Source organism: Saccharopolyspora erythraea (assembly GCF_018141105.1).
Classification (GTDB): Bacteria; Actinomycetota; Actinomycetes; order Mycobacteriales; family Pseudonocardiaceae; genus Saccharopolyspora_D; species Saccharopolyspora_D erythraea_A.
In genome coordinates, this window is sequence record NZ_CP054839.1 from 4215134 (window position 1) to 4238194 (window position 23061).

Annotated in this window: 16 protein-coding genes; 13 read left to right on the forward strand and 3 right to left on the reverse strand. The window is 72.1% G+C overall.

Translation table 11 applies throughout. The annotated features are described in order from the left end of the window. Window positions 1–171 precede the first annotated feature (171 nt). The 7 genes from HUO13_RS18935 (at window position 172) to HUO13_RS18965 (ending at window position 14807) form a co-directional block, all read left to right on the forward strand. Window positions 172–1443 (forward strand): glycosyltransferase family 87 protein, encoded by a 1272-nt coding sequence (locus HUO13_RS18935; RefSeq protein ID WP_432757754.1) that lies wholly within the window; start codon window positions 172–174, stop codon window positions 1441–1443. A 434-nt stretch (window positions 1444–1877) separates the two neighbouring features. Further along, window positions 1878–6446 carry a glutamate synthase large subunit gene (gene gltB / locus HUO13_RS18940; protein ID WP_211896470.1) on the forward strand — a complete coding sequence of 1523 codons (4569 nt, stop codon included), beginning with the start codon at window positions 1878–1880 and terminating at the stop codon, window positions 6444–6446. After that, window positions 6439–7890 (forward strand): glutamate synthase subunit beta, encoded by a 1452-nt coding sequence (locus tag HUO13_RS18945; protein WP_211896471.1) that lies wholly within the window; start codon window positions 6439–6441, stop codon window positions 7888–7890. The genes gltB and HUO13_RS18945 overlap by 8 nt, the downstream gene beginning before the upstream one ends. Before the next feature lie 271 nt (window positions 7891–8161). Next, entirely contained in the window at window positions 8162–9130 is a 969-nt protein-coding gene (locus HUO13_RS18950) for a sporulation protein (protein WP_211896472.1), read from the forward strand. Window positions 9131–9442: 312 nt separating this feature from the next. Next, entirely contained in the window at window positions 9443–12580 is a 3138-nt protein-coding gene (locus HUO13_RS18955) for an amidohydrolase family protein (RefSeq protein WP_249123858.1), read from the forward strand. Between the two features lie 168 nt (window positions 12581–12748). After that, the gene (locus HUO13_RS18960) at window positions 12749–13882 is read left to right on the forward strand and encodes a thiolase family protein (RefSeq protein ID WP_211896473.1); all 1134 of its coding nucleotides are present in this window, start codon (window positions 12749–12751) and stop codon (window positions 13880–13882) included. Between the two features lie 52 nt (window positions 13883–13934). Next, window positions 13935–14807 (forward strand): LysR family transcriptional regulator, encoded by an 873-nt coding sequence (locus HUO13_RS18965; RefSeq protein WP_211896474.1) that lies wholly within the window; start codon window positions 13935–13937, stop codon window positions 14805–14807. On the opposite strand, the gene HUO13_RS18970 is transcribed toward HUO13_RS18965, so the two are convergent. Further along, window positions 14722–15642, reverse strand: coding sequence for a LysR family transcriptional regulator (locus HUO13_RS18970; protein WP_249123859.1), 921 nt, complete (start codon window positions 15640–15642; stop codon window positions 14722–14724). The genes HUO13_RS18965 and HUO13_RS18970 overlap by 86 nt on opposite strands. A 141-nt stretch (window positions 15643–15783) precedes the next feature. Between HUO13_RS18970 and HUO13_RS18975 the strand changes: the two genes are divergently transcribed. The 3 genes from HUO13_RS18975 (at window position 15784) to HUO13_RS18985 (ending at window position 18323) form a co-directional block, all read left to right on the forward strand. Further along, window positions 15784–16821 carry an MBL fold metallo-hydrolase gene (locus tag HUO13_RS18975; RefSeq protein WP_211896475.1) on the forward strand — a complete coding sequence of 346 codons (1038 nt, stop codon included), beginning with the start codon at window positions 15784–15786 and terminating at the stop codon, window positions 16819–16821. A gap of 72 nt (window positions 16822–16893) precedes the next feature. Next, window positions 16894–17658: a crotonase/enoyl-CoA hydratase family protein gene (locus tag HUO13_RS18980; RefSeq protein WP_211896476.1), complete on the forward strand. Its 765-nt coding sequence runs from the start codon at window positions 16894–16896 to the stop codon at window positions 17656–17658. Then, entirely contained in the window at window positions 17655–18323 is a 669-nt protein-coding gene (locus tag HUO13_RS18985) for a PaaI family thioesterase (protein WP_211896477.1), read from the forward strand. Before HUO13_RS18980 ends, HUO13_RS18985 begins: the two co-directional genes overlap by 4 nt. Before the next feature lie 81 nt (window positions 18324–18404). On the opposite strand, the gene HUO13_RS18990 is transcribed toward HUO13_RS18985, so the two are convergent. Beyond that, window positions 18405–19079 (reverse strand): TetR/AcrR family transcriptional regulator, encoded by a 675-nt coding sequence (locus tag HUO13_RS18990; protein WP_211902986.1) that lies wholly within the window; start codon window positions 19077–19079, stop codon window positions 18405–18407. 84 nt (window positions 19080–19163) lie between these two features. On the opposite strand from HUO13_RS18990, the gene HUO13_RS18995 reads away from it, so the two are divergent. The 3 genes from HUO13_RS18995 to HUO13_RS19005 all read left to right on the forward strand — a co-directional run bounded on the left by HUO13_RS18995 (window position 19164) and on the right by HUO13_RS19005 (window position 22119). Continuing rightward, on the forward strand, window positions 19164–19991 hold the full coding sequence (locus HUO13_RS18995) for an SDR family NAD(P)-dependent oxidoreductase (RefSeq protein WP_211896478.1): 828 nt from the start codon (window positions 19164–19166) through the stop codon (window positions 19989–19991). 83 nt (window positions 19992–20074) lie between these two features. Continuing rightward, complete coding sequence (locus HUO13_RS19000; protein WP_249123860.1) at window positions 20075–20923, forward strand: adenylate/guanylate cyclase domain-containing protein; 849 nt, start codon at window positions 20075–20077, stop codon at window positions 20921–20923. Between the two features lie 107 nt (window positions 20924–21030). Then, window positions 21031–22119: a VIT1/CCC1 transporter family protein gene (locus HUO13_RS19005; RefSeq protein WP_211896479.1), complete on the forward strand. Its 1089-nt coding sequence runs from the start codon at window positions 21031–21033 to the stop codon at window positions 22117–22119. A 32-nt stretch (window positions 22120–22151) separates the two neighbouring features. On the opposite strand, the gene HUO13_RS19010 is transcribed toward HUO13_RS19005, so the two are convergent. After that, complete coding sequence (locus HUO13_RS19010; protein ID WP_249123861.1) at window positions 22152–23033, reverse strand: hypothetical protein; 882 nt, start codon at window positions 23031–23033, stop codon at window positions 22152–22154. Between the last annotated feature and the right edge of the window lie 28 nt (window positions 23034–23061).

Sequence of the window (23061 nt, forward strand, 5' to 3'; positions counted from 1 at the left end):
CGCTTCGCGCGGGGGCGCGCCCGCGCGTGCGCGGCCGTGGGTTAGAGTCTTGCGGTTCTTCGACGGGTTTGAGTCCCCGCGGCCGAGCGTTGTGCAGCGTCGGAGATCGTCACCGATCACCTCGAGCGATCGCGGACGAGGCCGCACGATCGAGAGGGCCCCATGGCCACGGTGCCAGCAGAGTCCGGTCCAGCGGTGACGGTGCTCGACCGGTTCGGACTGAAGGAGAAGCTCGTCCGGCACTCCAACGCCGTCATCGCGCTGTCGGTGCCCGCGGTGCTGCTGTCGCTGGCGGTGATGGTGCTGTTGCGCCGCGCAGGCGTCGACGAGCACGCCGGGATCGACTACCAGGTGTACCGGTGGGCGGTGCACACCTGGCTCTCCGGCGGCGACATCATGCACGGTGCGCCGATGACCAGCGCCGAGAGGCTGCTTCCCTGGGTGTACCCGCCGTTCGCCCTGCTGCCGCTGGCACCGCTGGCCCTGCTCCCGCACGTGGCGGGCCTGTTCACGCTCTACGCGGTCGACCTGGCGGCGATCGGTGCCGCGTTGTACCTGGTCGCCCGGCACGCCTGGCCGCACCTGGGCCGTCGCGCCGCGCTGGCGGTGGCCTCGGCGCTGCTGCCGTGGACGTTGTTCCTGGAGCCGGTTTACGCCTCCTTCGGCCTCGGCCAGATCAACATCGCGCTGATGGGCCTGGCCGCGATGGACTGCCTGGCGCGCGCTCCCCGCTGGCCGCGCGGGCTGCTGGTCGGCATCGCCGCCGCGATCAAGCTGACGCCGGCGGCGTTCCTGCTGTTCTTCCTGGTCCGCAAGGACTTCCGGGCAGCGGTGACGGGCGTGGTGACCGCGGCAGGATGCACCGTGCTGGGCTTCCTGCTGAGCTTCCCGGCCTCGCTGGACTACTGGTTCGGAAGCGGCCCGGCCAACGGCGTCAGCGGTTCGGCCTTCCACACCAACCAGTCGATCGCCGGGGCGCTCGCGCGTTCGGAGCTGCCGCACTCGTTGCGGACCGCGGTGTGGGCGGTGCTGTGCGTGGTCGTCGTCCTGCTCGCCGCATACGCCATCGCCCGGGTCGAACCGCCGCTGGCGGTGGTGGCCAACGCGCTGGTGGCGCTGCTGGTCTCGCCGACGTCCTGGTCCGACCACTGGGTGTGGTGCGTGCCGGCGATCCTGGTGATGCTGGCCTGCGCCGTCCGGGAACGCAGCGCGGGGTGGCTGGCCGCCGGGGTGGTCACCGCGTTGGCGGTGCTGACCGCGTCCTTCCGGTGGATGCCCAGCGGCGGGCCCTGGACGCCGGTACAGCACCTGGTCGGCAACCCGTACCTGTTGCTGGGAGTGGTGTTGCTCTTGCTGCTGGTCAGGTGTGCGAGGCGGTCGAGGGTCCAGGCGTCCGAGGTCTCGGAGCCCGCTGTCGCATCGATCATGGCTGGAGCACGCTGAATCCGCGTCGCAACGGGTCGACTGTGGACTGGCGGGCACCGGCGTCCGAGCGGCGCCAGGGATTTGTGGGGCAGGTCACCCATCGGCTCGTGCTTTGCGGGGTGGCCGGTAGCGTGTGTTTCGCCGCGCCGACAAGGTGATCGTGAACCACGCCACGGACCGGGGGTTGCGGAGTCGCGTGTGGACCGCGGGCGGCCGGAATTTCGCGAGGTCAGCGGGGGTGGCCGCCGTTGCTCCCATTGGGTGGGACCGGTCACGCGTTATTAACTCGTGTTACTTAACGGTAGCTTTCCGGACGCTCGCTATGTAGAGTGCCTCAAACTGACCGAGAGTGCAACGGCGCATCCTTTTGTCAGTGCCCGAAAGGTTCTTGCGGGCACGCGTCGAGTGACTCCGCCCTCGCGCGGCCCGCGGCCTGGCGACGGGGAGGACCGATGCCTAATTCCCACCATGTGAGAGCGGCGCAGCGTAGCGCCGAAGCGCGGGGGCTCTACGACCCCGCCAACGACCGCGACGCCTGCGGTGTCGCGTTCGTGGCCGACCTGCGCGGACGACGCAGTCACGACCTGGTCGGCAAAGCACTGACGGCGCTGCGGAACCTGGAGCACCGGGGCGCCAAGGGCGCCGACCCCGACACCGGCGACGGTGTCGGGCTGCTGACCCAGATCCCGGACGCCTTCTTCCGCTCAGCGGTGCCCTTCGAGCTGCCGGACGAGGGCGCGTACGCGGTGGGTACCGCGTTCCTGCCCGCCGACGAGGAGGCCGCGGCCGAGGCCGTGGCACTGATCGAGCGGATCGTGTCCGAAGAAGGACTGCGGGTCCTCGGCTGGCGCGAGGTGCCCACCGACGCGTCGTGCGCGGGATGGGCGGCGCGCGAGGTCATGCCCTCGTTCCGGCAGCTCTTCCTCGGACACGGCGAGGCGAGCGGGCCGGATGCGGGCGAGACGGCCTTGCAGTTCGAGCGCCGGGCCTTCTGCGTGCGCAAGCGCGCCGAGCACGAGGCCGACGTGTACTTCCCGAGCCTGTCGGCGCGCACCATCGTCTACAAGGGGATGCTCACCGAGGCGCAGCTCCCGGCGTTCTACCCCGACCTGGGCGACGAGCGCTTCGCCAGCGCCATCGGACTGGTGCACAGCCGGTTCTCGACCAACACGTTCCCGTCGTGGCCGCTGGCGCACCCGTACCGGTTCATCGCGCACAACGGTGAGATCAACACCATGCGCGGCAACCGGAACTGGATGCGCACCAGGGAGAGCATGCTCGCCACCGACCTGATCCCCGGTGACCTGCAGCGGCTCTACCCGATCGCGACGCCGGACGCCAGCGACTCGGCGACCTTCGACGAGGTGCTTGAGCTGCTGCACCTGGGCGGGCGCAGCCTGCCGCACGCGGTGCTGATGATGATCCCGGAGGCGTGGGAGAACCACGCCGAGATGGACCCGGCGCGCCGCGCCTTCTACGAGTTCCACAACTACCTGATGGAGCCGTGGGACGGCCCCGCCCTGGTCGCCTTCACCGACGGCACCCAGATCGGGGCGGTGCTGGACCGCAACGGTCTGCGTCCGGGCCGTTACTGGGTGACCGAGGACGGCCTGGTCGTGCTGGCCAGCGAGGTCGGCGTGCTCGACGTCGAGCCCGAGCGCGTGGTGCGCAAGGGCAGGCTCCAGCCGGGCCGGATGTTCCTGGTCGACACCGATGCCGGGCGCATCATCGACGACGAGGAGATCAAGGGCGGGCTGGCGGCCGAGCACCCCTACCAGCAGTGGCTCGACGAGGGCGTCGTGCACCTGGAGGACCTGCCCGACCGCGAGCGCGAGCTGCCCTCGCACGACTCGCTGGTGCACCGCCAGCAGGTCTTCGGCTACACCCAGGAGGAACTGGGTGTGCTGCTCGGGCCGATGGCCACCAGCGGTGCCGAGCCGATCGGCTCGATGGGCAACGACGTGCCGTTCGCGGCGTTCTCCAAGCGCCCGCGGCAGTTGTTCGACTACTTCACGCAGTTGTTCGCCCAGGTCACCAACCCGCCGCTGGACGCGATCCGGGAGGAACTGGTCACCTCGCTGAGCACCCACGTCGGGCCCGAGCACAACCTGCTCGACCACGACCCCGACGCATGCCGCCAGCTGGTGCTGCCGTTCCCGGTGCTGGACAACGACCAGCTCGCCAAGATCGTGCACATCGACGACGACGGCGACCGCCCCGGGCTCCGCCCCGCGACGATCCGGATGACCTACGACGTCGCGGGCGGCGGTCAGGCGCTGCGTGAGCGGCTGGACGAGATCTGCGAGGAGGTCTCGGAAGCGGTCGACGCCGGTGCGCACGTACTGGTGCTCTCGGACCGCGCGGCCGACGCCGAGCACGCGCCGATCCCGTCGCTGCTGGCCACGGGTGCGGTGCACCACCACCTGGTGCGCGAGAAGAAGCGCACCCAGGTCGGGCTGGTCGTCGAGGCCGGCGACGTCCGCGAGGTCCACCATGTCGCTCTGCTCATCGGTTACGGGGCCGCCGCCGTTAACCCGTACGTCGCGATGGCCAGTGTCGAGGACCTGGTCCGCGGTGGCGTGATCAAGGAGGCCGACGCCAGGCAGGCGACGGCGAACCTGATCAAGGCGCTGGGCAAGGGCGTGCGCAAGACCATGTCCAAGATGGGCGTGTCCACTGTGGCCTCCTACACCGGTGCCCAGATCTTCGAGGCGATCGGGCTCGGCGAGGAGGTCGTGGACAAGTGCTTCACCGGCACCACCTCCCGCCTCGGCGGCGTCGGCTTCGACGTGCTGGCCGGGGAGGTCGCCGAGCGGCACCGCAGGGCCTACCCGTCCGACGGCGTGCAGGCGCCGCACCGCACGCTGCACGTCGGCGGTGAGTACCAGTGGCGACGCGAGGGCGACCCGCACCTGTTCAACCCGAAGACGGTGTTCAAGCTCCAGCACTCCACGCGCAGCGGGCGCTACGAGATCTTCAAGGAGTACACCAAGGCCGTCGACGACCAGTCGAAGGACCTGATGACCCTGCGCGGGCTGTTCAAGTTCCGCGAGGGCGCGCGCAAGCCGGTGCCGATCGAGGAGGTCGAGCCGGTCTCGGAGATCGTCAAGCGGTTCGCCACGGGTGCCATCTCCTACGGCTCCATCTCCCAGGAGATGCACGAGGTCCTGGCCATCGCCATGAACCGGCTGGGCGGCAAGTCCAACACCGGTGAGGGCGGTGAGGACGCCGACCGGTTCACCCCGGACGCCAACGGCGACTCGCGGCGCTCGGCGATCAAGCAGGTCGCCTCCGGCCGCTTCGGCGTCACCAGCGAGTACCTGGTCAACGCCGACGACATCCAGATCAAGATGGCCCAGGGCGCCAAGCCCGGCGAGGGCGGCCAGCTCCCGGGCCACAAGGTGTACCCGTGGGTGGCCAAGACGAGGCACTCGACGCCGGGCGTCGGGCTGATCTCGCCGCCGCCGCACCACGACATCTACTCGATCGAGGACCTCGCGCAGCTCATCCACGACCTGAAGAACGCCAACCCGAAGGCCCGCATCCACGTGAAGCTGGTCTCCGAGGTCGGTGTCGGCACGGTCGCGGCGGGTGTGAGCAAGGCCCACGCCGACGTCGTGCTCATCTCCGGCCACGACGGCGGCACGGGTGCCTCGCCGCTGTCGTCGATCAAGCACGCCGGTGGCCCGTGGGAGCTCGGCCTGGCCGAGACGCAGCAGACGCTGCTGGCCAACAAGCTGCGCGACCGGATCGTGGTGCAGACCGACGGGCAGCTCAAGACCGGTCGCGACGTGGTGGTCGCGGCGCTGCTGGGTGCCGAGGAGTTCGGTTTCGCCACCGCGCCGCTGGTGGTCTCGGGCTGCATCATGATGCGGGTCTGCCACCTCGACACCTGCCCGGTCGGCGTGGCCACCCAGAACCCGCAGCTGCGGGCGAAGTTCGACGGCAAGGCCGAGTACGTCGTCAACTTCTTCGAGTTCGTCGCCCAGGAGGTCCGGGAGTACCTGGCCCAGCTCGGTTTCCGCTCGGTGGCCGAGGCCGTCGGGCACGCCGAGCTGATCGACACCGAGGCCGCGGTGCGGCACTGGAAGGCCGAGGGCCTGGACCTCGCGCCGATCACCCACGTGCCCGAGCTGGAGCCCGGCGCCGCCCGGCACCAGGTCGTCGAGCAGGACCACGGTCTGGAGAAGGCGCTGGACAACACCCTGATCCAGCTCTGCGAAGGCGCGCTGAAGGAAGGCACGCCGGTGCGGCTGGACATTCCGGTGCGAAACGTCAACCGCACCGTCGGCACCATGCTCGGTTCCGAGCTGACCCGGCGGTGGGGCGGCGAGGGCCTGCCCGACGACACCATCGACGTCACCTTCACCGGTTCGGCGGGCCAGTCCTTCGGTGCCTTCCTGCCGAGCGGCGTCACGCTGCGGCTGCTCGGCGACGCCAACGACTACGTCGGCAAGGGCCTCTCCGGCGGCCGGATCGTGGTGCGTCCGGACGCTTCGGCGTCCTTCGCCGCCGAGCACAACGTCATCGCGGGCAACGTGCTGCTCTACGGCGCGACCAGCGGTGAGCTGTTCGTACGCGGTGTTGTGGGCGAGCGCTTCTGCGTCCGCAACTCCGGTGCCACGGCCGTCGTCGAGGGCGTCGGCGACCACGGCTGCGAGTACATGACCGGCGGCCGCGTGGTGATCCTCGGCGGCACGGGGCGCAACTTCGCCGCGGGCATGTCCGGCGGCATCGCCTACGTGCTCGACCTCGACCCGCAGCGGGTCAACCACGAGATGGTCGACGTCGACCCGCTCGACGAGGCCGACCGCGAGTTCCTCACCGACCGGCTGCGCAGGCACTTCGAGCAGACCGAGTCGCAGGTCGCCAGGGAGCTGCTGGCGGACTGGGACAGCGCCGTCGAGCGCTTCGGCAAGGTCATGCCGAAGGACTTCAAGAGGGTGCTCGCGGCGCGGTCGGCCGCCGAGCGGGACGGCCGCGACGTGAACGAGGCGATCATGGAGGCCGCTCATGGCTGACCCGAAGGGATTTCTGACGACCCAGCGGGAGACGCCGCAGCGCCGTCCGGTGGACCTGCGCCTGCTCGACTGGCGCGAGGTCTACCAGGACTTCGAGTCCGGCAAGGTCCGCAAGCAGGCCGGCCGGTGCATGGACTGCGGCATCCCGTTCTGCCACCAGGGCTGTCCGCTGGGCAACCTGATCCCGGAGTGGAACGACCTGGTGTGGCGCGACGACTGGCGCGACGCCGCGGAGCGCCTGCACGCCACCAACAACTTCCCGGAGTTCACCGGGACGTTGTGCCCCGCCCCGTGCGAGGCGGCGTGCGTGGTCGGCATCAACTCCGACCCGGTGACCATCAAGCAGGTCGAGATCGAGATCGTCGACCGGGCGTGGGACGAGGGCTGGGTCCAGCCTCAGCCCCCGTCGGCGCGAACCGGCAAGAAGGTCGCCGTGGTCGGCTCCGGCCCGGCCGGCCTGGCCGCCGCGCAGCAGCTCACGCGGGTGGGTCACGACGTGGTGGTCTTCGAGCGGGCCGACCGCATCGGGGGCCTGCTGCGCTACGGGATTCCCGAGTTCAAGATGGAGAAGCACCGGCTGGACCGCAGGCTCGGCCAGATGCGCGCGGAGGGCACCGAGTTCCGCGCCGGCGTCGACGTCGGCGTGGACGTCACCGTCGAGCAGCTGCGCGCGGAGTTCGACGCGGTGGTGCTCGCCGGCGGCTCCACGCAGGCCAGGGACCTGCCCATCACCGGCCGGGAGCTCGACGGCGTGCACCAGGCGATGGAGTTCCTGCCGCTGGCCAACAAGGTGCAGGAGGGCGACCTCGGGAGCTCGCCCATCAACGCCGAGGGCAAGCACGTGGTGGTCATCGGCGGCGGTGACACCGGTGCCGACTGCGTGGGCACTGCGCACCGGCAGGGCGCGGCGTCGGTGACGCAGCTGGAGATCATGCCCACCCCGCCCTCGACCCGGCCGGAGCACCAGCCGTGGCCGACCTACCCGATGGTCTACCGGGTGTCCTCGGCGCACGAGGAGGGCGGCGAGCGGCTGTTCTCGGTCAACACCCAGGAGTTCCTGGGTGACGATCAGGGCCGCGTCCGGGCGCTGCGGCTGGTGGAGGTCCGCCGCGAGGAAGGCAGGTTCGTCCCCGTGGAGGGCACCGAGCAGGAGGTGCCGTGCGACCTGGCGCTGCTGGCGATGGGCTTCGTCGGCCCGGAGCGGGCCGGTCTGCTCGAAGAGCTCGGCGTGGAGCTTGACGAGCGCGGCAACGTCGCGCGCGACGACTCGTTCATGACCACTGTGGACGGTGTGTTCACCGCGGGTGACATGGGCCGGGGCCAGTCGCTGATCGTGTGGGCCATCTCGGAGGGCCGCTCGGCGGCGGCCGGGGTGGACCGCTACCTGACCGAGCGCGAGGTGCTGCCCGCGCCGATCGCGCCGACGGACCGGCCGCTGGTCTGAGTCCGTTCAAGTGAAGCGCCGCGGGCGGGGTCTCCTCCGGGAGGCCCCGCCCGCGGTCTTTTCCACCGCACCTGCCTGGGTTCGCCCATTCCGGTGGTGTCGTGATGATCACGTACCGTGCTCGCGCGGTCCGGAACCAGTCGCCGCCGACCCGCGTTGGACGTGTTGGCGGTGATCAGCGGAGCCGCGCTCCCGCGTGGCACCGCCACCGCTGATCGACCTCGGAAGCCACCGTCGTGGCGGGAACGGCAGGAAAGGAACGGACCGGCAGATGGTCTTCAAGAAGTTGCTCGGGGCGCTCGGCATCGGAGGCCCCTCGGTGGACACGGTGCTCCACCACCCCAGCACCCGCCCTGGTGAGGTCCTCGCCGGCGAGGTGCGCATCACCGGCGGTTCCCAGGCGGTCACCATCGAGCACGTCGCGCTCGGCCTGGTCACCCGGATCGAGACCGAACACGGCGGCCACGACGGCGACGCGGTCGTCGAGTTCCACCGCGTCGTGGTGGCGGGCCGCTTCGAGCTGGCCGAGGGCGAGGACCGGGTGATCCCGTTCGAGTTCCCGGTGCCGCTGGAGGCGCCGGTGACCGAGTTCTACGGCCGGCACCTGCACGGCATGACCCTCGGCGTGCGCACCGAGCTGTCGGTGGCCAAGGCGGTCGACAAGGGCGACCTCGACCCGGTCTCGGTGCACCCGCTGCCCGCGCAGGAGCGCGTGCTGGAGGCGTTCTCGCGGCTGGGCTTCCACTTCAAGCACGCCGACCTCGAGCACGGCCGCCTGCACGGCGTGCACCAGGAACTGCCGTTCTACCAGGAGATCGAGTTCTACCCGCCCGGACAGTACGCGGGCCGTGTCAACGAGGTCGAGCTGACCTTCGTCGCCGGACCGCACGGGCTGGACGTGGTGCTGGAGGCCGACAAGCGCGGCGGATTCTTCACACCCTCGCACGACGCGTTCGGGCGCTTCCACGCCGGCTACGAGGAAGCCGAGCACATCGACTGGGCCGCCCGCATCGACGAGTGGCTCACGCAGGTCGCCGAGCGCAGGCACGCCATGCCGCACGGTCACCACGAGCATCACCCCCACGGCCACCACGGTCACCACGGCGAGCACCACGGCCCGGGCATGGGCGGCATGATCGCCGGAGCGGCGGCCGGTGCCGCCGCGGGCATCGTCGGCGGCATGGTGCTCGGCGAGGTCGTCGACGAGGTCGGCGACTTCTTCGAGGGTGAGGAAGGCTAGCGGGTCGTTCTCGACGGCTGCGTGCTCGCGGCGGTTCCGGCGAGCACACCGGAACCGCCGCCCGCCCGTGAAGTACTGGGCCGGCATGCGACGCCGGACGCGCACGCTCGCGTCCGGCGTCGTTCGCGCTGGTCAGGCGTACGTGCGAAACCTCCTGGTGCCTCCGGGGGAGCGGCTCCCGATTCGGATGGCGGGCCGCACAACCACTTGTGATCAATAACACAGTCTCTGTGATCGCTAAACCATCCCGCCGACACTGTCGGAGCCGATCATGGCGCGCTGGGCTGGGGGAGTCGCTCACAGGAGGTGCGTGTGGATCTTTCACGGCGAGCTCTGTTCCGCAGGGGCGGCCAGGCCGCGGCGGGCGCGGGTGCGATCTGGTTCCTCGACGGCGTCGGGCAGGCGCCGGTGGCGCTGGCCCAGCCCGGCGCGCCGGGCAGCCGCGAGGTCGTGGTCACGCAGGCGACCAACGCCTCCGCCGCGGTCGCGCCGGGCGCCGACTCGGTGGTCGTCGACCTGCTGAACGTTCTCTGGTCGATCCCCATCGGCGGCGGTGCCGCCGTCCGCCTGACCGACGTGTTGCAGGAGACCACCGAACCCGATTTCTCCCCGGATGGCAGCAGGATCGTCTTCCAGTCCTACCAGGACGGGAACTTCCACCTCTGCCTGGCCGGCCGCGACGGCAAGGGCCTCACCCGGTTGACCGGAGGCCAGACCGACCAGCGCGAGCCGAGGTTCTCGCCGGACGGAACCCGCGTCGCCTTCGCCGCCGAGACGGGCGGCCGCTACGGCATCCACGTGCTCACGCTGGCGACCGGCGAGATCACCCCCTGGACCAGTGGTGCGGCGCAGGAGGCCCAGCCGGTGTGGACCCCGGACGGCTCGGCCATCGCCTTCACGTCGTCGAACGACGACACCCCGCAGGCGATCGACCTCGTCGACGCGCAGGGCAACCGCCGCACCCTCGTCACCGTCTCCGACGGCGACATCGCCGGCCCGACCTTCTCTCCGGACGGCAGGCTCGGCTACGTGCACCGGACCCCGTCCGGCACCGCGCTGGTCGTCGACGGGAAGGTCGTCTCCGACGAGGGCGAGGACGTGTTCCCGTTCTCCGCGAGGTGGTTGTCGGCCGACGAACTCGTCTACACCGCCGACGGCCGCATCCGGCGCCGCGTTCTCGGGGGCGCCCGCAGCGACATCCCGTTCACCGCCGAGGTCTCCGTGCGCGAGGTCTCTCCGCCGCCGACGCGCAGGGACTTCGACTCCACCGCCGACCGCGCGGTCAAGGGCATCGTCGGACCGGCGTTGTCGCCCGACGGAACGCGGGTCGCCTTCCAGGCGCTTGGCGACATCTGGGTGCTGCGCGACGGCGAGGAGCCCGAGGCCGTGGTGTCCGACGGCGGCTACAACACCGGTCCGGCGTGGTCGCCGGACGGCCGGACGCTGGTCTACGCGAGCGACCGGGCGGGCACGCTCAACCTCTGGCTGCACGACCTGGAGACCGGCCAGGACAGGCGGCTCACGGATCTGGAAGGCGACGAGACCGGACCGGTGTTCAGCCCGGACGGGTCCACGGTCGCGTTCCTGTCCGGCCGCTCGGTGCACACCGTGGAGGTCGCAAGCGGTGCGGTTCGCAAGGTCGTCGGCCCGCTGAACGCGCCAGGCAGGCCGAGCTTCTCCGCCGACGGCACCCGCGTGTGCCTGGCCGGGTTCGTGCCGGCCACCGCCCGCTTCCGGGAGGGCGAGAACCTGGTGCTGACCGTCGAGCCGGCCACCGGCGAGATGCACTACACCCATGCCGTGCCGGACCGGTCGCTGTCCAACCGCATCGACTCCGGTCCGGTCTACTCGCCCGATGGCGCCGGCATGGCCTTCGTCGTCGGCGGTGTGCTATGGGTGTCCGGTGTGGACGATCGCGGGCGGCCGGCCGGTGACGCCCGCCCGCTTGGCGACGAAACAGCGGCCTCGCCGAGCTGGAGCGGAGATTCGCGCACCCTGCTCTACCTGTCCAACGGGAAACTGCGGCGGGTGAGCGTCGGTCCGCGGATGGCTCGGCCGGTGCGGACGCGGCTCACCTGGCGACCCGCTGCCCCGTCGGAGCGCAGGGTGATCCGCGCGGGCGCGCTCTGGGACGGGACCGGCCCGCGGCTGCGGCGCGACGTCGACATCGTGGTGCGCGGGAACCGCATCGCCGAGGTGGTGCCGAGCCGTGGCGCACTCGGTCCTGACGGCGTCGACGCCCGCGACCTGACCGTCATGCCGGGGATGATCGCCACGCACGAGCACATGCCGTGGGAGAACAACAGCATCCCCAAGCTGTGGCTCGCCTTCGGCGTGACGTCTGTGCGTTCGCCCGGTTCCGGTCATTACCTCGCGGTGGAGGCCAAGGAGGCGCAGGCGTCGGGCAAGCGGGTCGGGCCGAGGTTGTTCACCGCGGGGGAGATCATCGACGGCTCGCGCGTCTACTACGACAGCAACCGTCCGGTCACCACGCCCGAGGAACTGGCCAGGGAGCTGGAGCGGGTCAGCGAGCTGGAGCACGACCTGGTCAAGACCTACGTCCGGCTGCCGTACTCGTTGCAGCAGGCCGCGATCGAGGAAGCCCACCGGCTCGGCGTACCGGTCACCTCGCACTACCTGTTCGGACCGGTGAACCTGGGCGCCGACGCCGTGGAGCACCACGGCGGCACCAGCCGCTACCTGCGCCGCCAGAAGGAGACCCACCTCGGTCACGCCTACGACGACGTGGTGGAGCCGCTGGTGCGCTCGGGCATGACCTTCACCCCGACGCTCGGGCTCTCCGGCCTCGGCTCGGTGAGCATGCGCCCCGCGCTGTACCACCACGCGGGCTGGGCTCTGGACGACCCGCGCCTGCGCACCCTGCTGCCACCGGAGATGTACGAGCAGTTCCGCGAGGAGGTGCAGGAGGCGGTGGCCGACCGGCCGGAGGCGGCGCTGGCCTTCACGACCCGGCAGGTGCGGACGGTACGCCGGATCCTCGACGGCGGTGGGCACGTCGCGCTGGGCACCGACAGCCCGCTGGTGCCGCACGGCGTGTACTACCACCTCAACGCCCAGTACCTGGTGCGTGACGGGATCACCACATATGAGGCGTTGCGCAGCGCGACGGTGGAGGGTGCGCGGGTGCTTGGCGCGAGCGAGCACCTGGGCACGGTCGAGCCTGGCAAGCTGGCGGACCTGACCTTCGTGCGAGGCGATCCGCTCGCCGACATCGCCAACGCCGCGAACGTCCGCCAGGTCATGCTCGGGGGTGCGCTGCACACCGTCGAGAGCCTGCTGTCGAACGGGCCAGCGGCGACCGCGCCCGCCGCCGCGGGTTCTTCGGCGGCCCCGGTGCACACCTACGCCGCCGAGGTTCCGCAGCACCTCGGGCAGCAGCGGTTCTGGTGGCACCGCGAGGGATACGTCCCCGGGCGGTGCTGCTGCTGAGCCGTCCGCTTCCGGGCGGCTCAACGCGGGAGCGCGGTGTCACGCGTACGGCGCATTGATGTCGCCTATCCCAGCGTTGCGCACCGGGTCTTTGCCCCGGCGGGACCGGGAGTGCTTCATTCGGGACAGGGCCGTCGCGGTCCGGTCTCGGCAGGACAGGAGAGGCGCATGCGGGACGCCGTCATAGTCGACGCGGTTCGCACTCCGGTGGGCAGGCGCCGCGGCGCGCTGGCCGGAGTCCATCCGGCCGAGCTCTCCGCCCACGTGCTGCGCGCCCTGGCCGAGCGGACCGGATTCGACCCGGCCGAGGTCGACGACGTGGTCTGGGGCTGCGTGAGCCAGGCGGGGGAGCAGGCGGCCAACATCGCCCGCACCGCCGTGTTCGCGGCGGGCTGGCCGGTGTCGGTGCCCGCCACCACCGTCGACCGGCAGTGCGGATCGAGCCAGCAGGCGGTGCACGCGGCGGCGGCCGGGGTGATCGCCGGTCACTACGACGTCGCGGTGGCGGGCGGGGTCGAGTCGATGAGCCGGGTGCCGATGGGCACGGCGCGCCAGGACGGGCGACCGGTACCGCCGAGCGTCCTGGAACGCTTCGGCGTCGACGGCTTCAACCAGGGGATCGGCGCGGAGATGATCGCCGCGAAGTGGGGGCTGTCGAGGCAGCGGCTCGACGAGTATTCCCTCGCCTCGCACGAGAAGGCCGCGGCGGCGATCGACTCCGGCGCCCTGGACGGCCAGCTCGCCCCGCTGCCCGGTCTGCTCGACGCCGACGAGGGCGTGCGGCGCGGCGGGACGATGAGCAAGCTCGCCGCCCTGCCTGCTGCCTTCCGCGAGGACGGCGTGATCACCGCGGGCAACGCCTCGCAGATCTCCGACGGCGCAGCCGCGTTGCTGATCACGACCAGCGAGCACGCCCGCGTTCGCGGGCTGCTGCCCGTGGCGCGGGTGCACACCGCCGTGCTCGCCGGGGACGACCCGGTGATGATGCTGGCCGCGCCGTGGCCGGCGACCGCAAGGGCGCTGCGCAAGGCCGGGCTGGGCATCGACGACATCGGCGCGTTCGAGGTGAACGAGGCGTTCGCGCCGGTGCCGCTGGCGTGGCTGGCCGAGACCGGTGCGCGTCCGGAGCGGCTGAACCCGCTGGGCGGGGCGATCGCGGTCGGCCACCCCCTCGGCGGATCCGGCGCGATCCTGCTGACCCGGCTCGTGCACCACATGCGGGACAACGGCATCCGCTACGGCCTGCAGACCATGTGCGAGGGCGGCGGCATGGCCAACGCGACCATCGTCGAGCTGCTGTGACAGTGGTCGAAGGCACAGCGCCCGCGCTCACGGTGCCGACTACAGTTCCGGCGTGGAGCTGCACCAGGTCGAGTACTTCCTGGCGGTCGTGGACCACGGAGGGATCAACGCCGCCGCCGTCGCGTTGCAGCTCGCCCAGCCCAGCGTGTCGCAGGCGATCCGCACGCTCGAACGGGAGCTCGGCGCGCAGCTGTTCCACCGCGCGGGCCGGGGCATGGTGCTGACCTCGGCGGGAGCTGCCTTCGTCGGCCCGGCCAGGCAGATCCTGCGCGACGTGGTCGCCGCGGAAGGTGCGCTGGTCGACGCCGACGGCCTGCCGCGCGGACGGCTCGACGTCCACGCCGCGCCCGCGCTGGCCGTCGACCCGGTCGCCCACCTGGTCGGCGCCTACCGGCAGCGCTACCCCAACGTTTCGGTGCGGCTCGGCGACTTCAGCGACGAGGACGCGTGCGCGGCGCTGATCAGGGAGGGGCACTGCGAGCTGGTGATCTGCCACCTGCCGGTGTCCAGCGGTGGGCTGGAGGTCTGCGAGCTGGGCAGCCGCGAGTACTGGCTGGTGTTCCCGCCGGGCGTCGACGCACCGGAGCAGGACCCGTTGCCGCTGGCCGAACTCCCGGACGTCCCGCTGGTCGCGGTGCCCAGGGGCGCCTCGCAGCGCACCCACATCGAGCGGGCGCTCAGCGCGGCGGGACGCCGGACGCGCGCCTCGGCGGTCGTGCAGCACCGCGAGGCTCTGGTGCCGTTCGTGCTGGCCGGTGTCGGGGCGACGATGCTGCAGCGCTCGGTCGCCGAACGCGCCGCCGAGCGCGGCGCGGTGGTGCGGGCGGTGGACCCGCCGCTCAACCGCGCTTACGGCCTGGTGTACGACCCCGCTCTGCTCTCGCCCGCAGGCCGGGCGTTCCTGGAACTGGCTCGTCGCGGATGACCGCGAGGAACGCCTCGGCCGCCGGGGACAGCGGGCCGGGCCGGAAAAGTACGCCGACGCTGCGTTCCAGCCTGGGCGCCGTGGAACGCAGCACCACGCCGTCCAGTTCGCGTTCGGCCAGTTCGCGGGGCAGGAAGGTCGCCCCGGCACCGTGGGAGACCAGCTCCCAGATGGCCTGGCGGTGCGCGCATTCCACCGCCACGAAACGGACGGCGTCGTCCACCAGGGCGCGGGTGGTGGTGTCGCCGAACTCCATGACCAGGGGGATGTCGGCCATCGCCGACAGCGGGACCGGGTCGGGCAGCCGCTCGGCCATCGCGGGCGGCAGGGCCAGCACGATCTCCTGGGTCCGCAACGGCAGCGAGCGCAGCGTCTCGGCCCGGACGGACAGATCGGTCAGGCCCAGCTCGGCACGTCCCCGCCGCACCTCCGCGACCACCGCCGCCGACCCACCGGGGTCGATGACGTTGAGCAGTACACCGGGGTGGCGGCGGCCGAACTCGCCGGCCAGCTCAGGCAGCGGGTCCACCGCGAGCGTGGCCAGCGCCGCGATGTCCAGGCTGCCCGCCACGGTGGTGCGGACCTCGTCGACGGCGGCCCGCGCGCGCTCGACGTCGCGCAGGATGCGGCGGGCCGGTTCCACGAAGGACTCGCCGTCGGGGGTGAGCACCAGCTTGCGCCCGGTGCGGTGGAACAGCTCCACGCCGAGGCGGCGCTCCAGGCTGCGGATGGCCTGCGACAGCGACGGCTGGGCGATGTACAGCTCGCGCGCGGCCCTGGTCACGCTGCCGTGGTCGATCACGGCCACGAAGTACTCCACCAGCCGCAGGTCCACGCCGAGCAGGGTAACCGCATTCCGGACGGACGATCGGCGTATAGGCGGCGGCTATCGGTGCGTGCGGCAGCCGATCTTTGCCAACGGCTGCCGGAGCTGGTGGATTGGGAGGTCGAGGGTGGCAGAAGGGATTGGCGAATCGTGGAAGTGACCGGCGTCCGGCAGCGGGAGGCGTGGGTCGCGGGGGTGATGCCGCCCGTCGAGCGCGTTCGCGACGGGCTGTGGTCCATCCCGGTGCCCATCCCCGGCAGCCCGCTGCGCTACGTGCTCGTCTACGCGCTGGAGCTGCCCGGCGGAGTGGCCATTGTGGACGCCGGGTGGGACTGCGAGGACGCGTGGCAGGCACTGGTGGCCGGGCTCGGCACCGCCGGCTACGAGGTCGCCGACGTGCGCGCGGTCCTGGTCACCCACATCCACCCGGACCACTTCGGGCTGGCGGGCCGGGTGCGGGAGAACTCCGGGGCCTGGATCGGCATGCATCCCGCCGACGCCGCGCTGGTCGGCCACGACGACGCGAGCCTGGAGTCGGTCGTCACGCAGGGCCGCGCGCAGCTCGCGGCGACCGGAGCGCCCGGCCCGGTCGTGCACGGCTACTCGCTCGGCTCACCCGGGATCCAGAGCTTCCGCCACACCGGGCCGGACCGCCTGATCGAGGACCACGACGTGGTCGACCTGCCCGGGTGGGACCTGCGGGCGGTGTGGACGCCCGGCCACACGCCGGGGCACCTCTGCTTCCACGAGCGCGGGTTCGGCGTGCTGCTCTCCGGCGACCACGTGCTGCCCAGGATCAGCCCGAACATCTCGGTCCAGCCGCGCCAGCTCGTCGACCCACTGGGCACTTACCTGCGGTCCCTGCGCTCGGTGAGAGAGATCGACGCCGGCGAGGTGCTGCCCGCGCACGAGTACCGCTTCCGCGGACTGCGCGAGCGGACCGACGCCCTGCTGGCGCACCACGACGAGCGGCTCGCCGAGATCGAGAAGGCGGTGCTGGAGGCTCCCGGCAGCACCTGCTGGGAGGTCACTACCAGGCTGACGTGGTCGCGGCCGTTCGAGACGATGCCGGAGTTCCTGCTGCGCCTGGCCGTCCGCGAGTCGCTGGCGCACCTGGTGCTGCTGGAGTCGGGCGGGCGGCTGCGCCGCAGCTCCGAGGAGGTGCCGAGATGGTTCCCCGGGCATTGACAGTCGAGCTGGACTGTTTTCGGCGAGCACGTCAGACTGGGCCCCGTCGGCCAGAACCGCAGAGGAGACAGCGTGGGTGAGAGCGTCCTGACCGAGTACGGCGACGGCATCGCCGTGATCACGATCAACCGGCCGCACGCCCGCAACGCCGTCGACCTCTCGGTCGCCGAGGGCCTGGCCGCGGCGGTCGACGAGATCGAGGAACGCTCCGACGTCGTGCTCGCGATCCTCACCGGTGCCGAGGGCACCTTCAGTGCCGGGATGGACCTCAAAGCCTTCGCACGCGGCGAACGCCCCTCCATCCCAGGGCGCGGCTTCGGCGGCCTCACCCAGAGCCCGCCGTCCAAGCCGCTCATCGCGGCGGTCGAGGGCTGGGCGCTGGCCGGTGGCTGCGAACTGGCGCTGAGCGCGGACCTGGTCGTTGCCGCCAGGGACGCCAGGTTCGGGCTGCCGGAGGTCAAGCGCGGACTGGTCGCCGCGGCAGGCGGCCTGCTGCGGCTGCCCCGGGCGCTGCCCTACCAGCTCGCCATGGAGGTCGCGCTGACCGGCGATCCGCTGACGGCCGAGGTCGCGCACGCGCACGGTCTGGTCAACGTGCTCACCGAACCGGGACAGGCCCTCGCGGGAGCGCGTGAGCTGGCGGCGCGGATCGCGGCCAACGGCCCGCTGGCCGTGCGCGCAACCAAGCGGATCGTCTCCGGCGCGGTCGGCTGGACCGACCAGGAGGCGTTCGCCGCGCAACTGGAGATCACCGAGCCGGTCTTCGCCTCCGCCGACGCGCAGGAGGGCGCTCGGGCCTTCGCCGAGAAGCGCCGTCCGGTTTGGAAGGGCGAGTGAGCGTCGAGGCCGCCGACGACCTGGCGATGCGGGAACGGCGTCGTGCCGTGCGGGAGCTGGGCGCGGTGCTGCGGGAGCTGAACGAGGCCGCCGTGTCCACCGAGGTCGACGCCGAGACGCTGCGCCAGGTGGCCGAGCGGGCGCGCGAGCTCATCACGCCGCTGGAGGCCGCCGCCCGCACCAGGGACGAGATGCCCGGTGTGGACGGTGCGGGCCGGCGGATGTACAACCCGGTGGTGGGCAAGGGAAATCCGCTCTCGCCGCCGATGTCGGTGGAGGTCGCCGAGGACGGCACGGTCGTCGGTACGTGCACACTCGGGCTGGCCTACGAGGGGCCGCCGCGCTACACCCACGGCGGGGTCAGCGCGATGCTGCTCGACCAGTTGCTCGGACACGTCTACGCCGCCAGCGGAAAGCCCGGGATGACGGTGAAGCTGTCGTTGCGGTACCGGCGTCCGGTGCCGTTGCAGACCCCGCTGCGCCTGACCGGATGGGTGGACCCCGACGACGCCCGCGGCGGGTCGCGCGCCACGATCGCCACCGCCGAGGAACCCGACGTCGTCCTCGTCGAGGCCAGTGGCGTGTTCGTCACGCCCAGCCCGGAGCGGGTCAAACAGCTCTTCGGCGACAGCCCGGCCTTCGCGCGCCGCTACAAGGCGGAGTAATGGTCCGCTCGTAGTCGTGCAGCCGGTCGGTGGACAACCAGCGAGCCGCGCTGGAAGCGGTCCGGGTCCAGGCGGGCCCGCTCACTGGCTTCCGGCGATCACGACCTGCTCAGGGTCGATCCGCACGCCGTGGCGCTGGGCGAGGTCGCTCAGGATGGCCCAGATCCACCGCACCAGCTCCTCGGTCAGCTCGTCCCCGCTGAGGCCGGAGGGGTCGGCCAGCCACTGGTCGACGGTCGCCTCGACGAGTCCGACCAGGCCCACCGCGAGCGCGTCGGTGCGGTACGCGGGGGCGCCGATGGCGTCGCGGTAGGCGGTGACGACGTTGATCACCTGGGAGCGCAGTGCGCTGCGCCCCTTGGCGTAGACACCGGTCGAGCCGACGTCGCGTTGCAGGTACCGGTAGAGGTTGGCGTGCTCGCCGATCCAGTCCAGCGACCGCCCGACGACGCCGCGCACGAGCTCGACGGGTGGCAGGCCCGCGTGCCACAGCGGCTCCAGCTCGGCGTCGAAGAGCTCGACGGCCCGCTCCGCCACGGCCCGGTGCAGGTCGGCCTTGCCGTCGAAGTACCGGTAGAGCTTGGGGCGCGGTACCCCGGCCGCTGCCGCGATCTGCTCGGTGAGCACGTCCGGGCCGTGCTGCTCGACGGCGCGCATCGCGGCGTCCACGAACTCCGCGCGCCTGCGTTCCCGGTGTTGCGCCCACCGGGTCGACCTGCCGTCCACCGGTGGGCCGGCGCTCTTGACTCGGGCCATCACGCGGCTACGATAACGGCAAAGTATCAGGTACATGCAGTACCACCTATCTGGCTGTCGAACAGCGTGAGGGGGCTTGCGGCGTTGGTGAGGCGGGAAACCTGGACAGGCAGGGTCGCGGTGGTCACCGGAGCCGGATCGGGCATCGGCCGCGCGGTCGCGCTGCGGCTGGCGCGCTCCGGTGCCGAGGTCGCGGTCTCCGACGTCGACGAGCACGCGGCGCGGGAGACCGCTGATCGCTGCGGACGGTTGGGCGCGACCGCCCGCCCCTACGCGCTGGACGTGTCCGACCGGGATGCGGTGTACGGGCACGCCGCGCGGGTCGCCGAGGAGTTCGGCCGCGTGCACCTGGTGGTCAACAACGCCGGCGTCGCTCTGAAGGCTCCGGTACGGACGATGAGCGCCGAGCAGCTGAGGCACGTCATGGACGTCAACTTCTGGGGCGTGGTGCACGGCAGCCAGGCGTTCCTGCCGCACCTGATCGCCTCGGGCCGCGGTCACCTGGCCAACGTCTCCAGCGTCTTCGGCTTCATCGGCGTGCCGACGCAGAGCGCCTACAACGCCTCGAAGTTCGCGGTGCGCGGGTTCACCGAGGCCCTGCGACAGGAGATGCTGGCCGAGCGAGCGCCGGTGCACGTCTCGTGCATCCATCCGGGCGGGGTGAAGTCCGGCATCGCCAGGAGCGCGGGCGGGGTCGGCGCAGGTGAGCGCGAGGAAGTCGCCCGGTCGTTCGACAGGATCGCGCGGACGACTCCTGAGCGCGCCGCGCGGATCATCCTCGACGGGATCAGCCGGCGCAGGCCCCGCATCCTCGTCGGCTCCGACGCCTACGTGATCGACGCGCTGCCCCGGCTGCTCGGCGCGTCCTACCAGCGCCTGGTGGCCACCGTCGCCGGCAGGCTCGTGCGTTAGGGAGTGTTTCAGCGCGCGGTGCCGGTTGCGAGGGTGGGTCAAGCGGCGGGCGCCGCTTGTGAAACAGACCGCAGGAGGTGTCGATGTCGCGCGGTCCCGGGCCGATGCGCCGCCCGAGGCGGAAGACGTCGGCCGCGGAGCGCGAGAAGGAGGCCCGCCGCCCGCGGTCGGCCGGACGGGTGCGGGCCGTGGCCCGCCGGATCGACGGTGATCCGTGGCTGCTCGCGCTGGCCGAGTGGCTGCGCACCCGGCTTCCGGGCGACGCCCGCTACGGCGACCCGTTGTCGATCGGCGGTGGCGAGGTGGCCGGAGTGCTTGGGCGGCGGCTGGCGGTCCTGGCGGCGCGGCAGCCGAGCGTGCTGCGCGAGCTCGGGTTCGGTGCGTTGCAGGTGTGGCAGGCCCACGCGGAGGGCGAGGCCGCCGCTGACGGGGACCAGGAGCTCGCTGTCCTGTTCACCGACCTCGCCGGGTTCTCCACCTGGACGCTGGAGGTCGGCGACGACATCGCGGTGGAGATGCTGCGGGAGGTCGGTGCGGCGATCGAGCCGCTCGTCCAACGGCGCGGACGGCTGGTCAAGCGGCTCGGCGACGGACTCATGGCGGTGTTCCCGCGCGCGCAGGACGCGGTCGAGGCCGGTCTCGCGGCCAGGGACGCCGTCGAGCGGCTGGCCGTGCGGGGACACCGGCTGCGCCTGCGCGCCGGTGTGCACGTGGGACGGCCGCTCGAGCTTGGACAGGACTACTTCGGACGCGACGTCAACATCGCGGCCCGGGTGGCCGGTGCGGCGGGCGCCGGCGAGGTGCTGATCTCCAGCTCGACTCTGGACCGGCTGGACAACGCGGGATTCGTGTTGTGCCGCAGGGACTCCTTCCACGCCAAGGGCGTCCCGCCCGGAGTCGGGGTCTATCGCGTGGACACCGGAAAGAAGTGAACCGGTGTGCTTGTTGTCCACATTGGACAATCCCGGCGAGAGGTGCGGTACCACCCACGCGACGGACACGAGTGGTGGACACCATCGCCACTTGAGAGTCTGAGCGGATGAGCGAGAAAGACCCCGCGTCCGCACCCCCGGACCGGCGGGCGATCCGCCGGTGGCGGCGCCGGCTGGCCGACGAGCGCGAGGAGGCGAAGGTCTACCGCGAGCTCGCCGCCCGCCGGGACGGCGAGGAGCGGGAGATCCTGCTCGGCCTGGCCGAGGCCGAGGAACGCCACGCCGAGCACTGGAAGAACCTGCTCGGCGACGAGGTCGGCCCGGAGCGCCGCGGCGACTTCCGGATGCGGATCCTGGTCCTGCTCGCGCGCCGGTTCGGCTCGGTGTTCGTGCTGGCGCTTGCCCAGCGCGCGGAGAGCCGGTCGGTCTACGACATCGACGCCGACGCCACCCGCGCGATGGCCGCCGACGAGCGGATCCACGCCGAGGTCGTGCGCGGGCTCGCCGCACGCGGCAGGGCACGCGTGTCGGGGTCCTTCCGCGCGGCGGTGTTCGGCGCCAACGACGGCCTGGTGAGCAACCTGGCCCTGGTCCTCGGGGTGACCGGTGGCGGAGTCGGCACCACCACGGTGCTGCTCACCGGACTGGCGGGGCTGCTGTCCGGGGCGTTGTCGATGGGGGCCGGGGAGTACATCTCGGTGCGCTCGCAGCGGGAACTGCTCGCCGCCTCCCGGCCGGACCGGGCGGCCCGCTCCGCGGTGGCGCACCTCGACGTCGACGCCAACGAGCTCGCGCTGGTCTACCGGGCCAGGGGCATGCCGGCCGAGGAGGCCCAGCGCCGCGCCGACTCCGTGCTGCGGACCGGCTATCCCGAGCCGGTCTCCCATCCGGACCAGGAGGAGGACGGCCACGAGGTCGTCGGTACCGGTGTGCACGCGGCCGTGTCGAGCTTCTGCTTCTTCGCCTCCGGCGCGGCCGTTCCGGTGCTGCCCTTCCTGCTGGGGTTGCAGGGGCCGGCGGCGATCGTGGTCGCGATCGTGCTGGTCGGGTGCGCGCTGATGCTGACCGGTGCCACGGCCGGGGTGCTCTCCGGCGCGCCTCCGCTCTCGCGGGCGATCCGGCAGCTCGCGATCGGGACGGCGGCCGCAGCGGTCACCTACCTGCTCGGGATGCTTTTCGGCGCGACCCTCGGCTGATCCTCGGGCTCACTGCTCGCTGATCCTCGGGCTCATTGCTCCAGGGCGGCGAGCGTGGCGTCGACCGGGCTCGCGGTGTCGATCACGTTCTCCAGGAAGTCCAGGATGCGCTGGGCGTCCGGGGTGAGGTCGGGCCCGGGAGCGGAAGCGTCCAGGGACGCCAGCCGCGCGCTCTGCCTCGCCTGCAGGACCGCCCCGCGCAGCACCTGGATCTGCTCCCGGGTCGGTTTGCCGCCGCTGTCGGCGATCTCCTGCACGCAGCGGCGGACCCGGGGGTCGCTGCGGATCAGCGACCTGCGCGCGGCGAAGTCGGCGATCTCGCGAGTGGAGTCGCGGAGCCTGTGCGGCGGCGAGCCGCTGGGCCGCGGTTCCGGGGCGGTGCCCCCGGGCGGCAGCAGGCTGTCCATCGCCGCGCGCATCCGCTCGGCCTGTTCGCGGCCCCGCTGGACGGGGTCGACCCGGGTACGCGCGATGCCCCGCGCCCGCGCCCGGGCCCGCTCACCCCGCTCCGTCAGGCGCGCGGCTCGCCGCGGTGCCTCCCGCCGTTGCCGTTCCTGGGCGAGCGCGAGGTAGCGGCCGAACTCCAGGCCCGGCTTCGGCGGGGGCAGCTTGGAGTGCGCGGTCTCGGCCTGCGGGGACTCGTCGTACCAGTACCGCAGGCGGTTGCGGACGAACTCGTCGGCCGTCTCGTCCTTGCCCCGCCGGTTCTGCGCGGAGCCGTCGGGGCGCTGGTCCAGCGCGTGCAGCAGCGCCTGCACGTGCCAGCCCTCGGCGAACCACGGTTCGAGCAGGCGCTCCAGGGCTCCGCGGTGGGCGTCGTTCCACTGCACGCGGCCGCAGAGCAGCTCCACTGCCGCCGCGACGTCCCCGCTGTTCCTGGGGATCACGTTGACCGGCCAGTCGCGCAGCCGCACCACCGCACACCTCCCAGAACGATCCGTT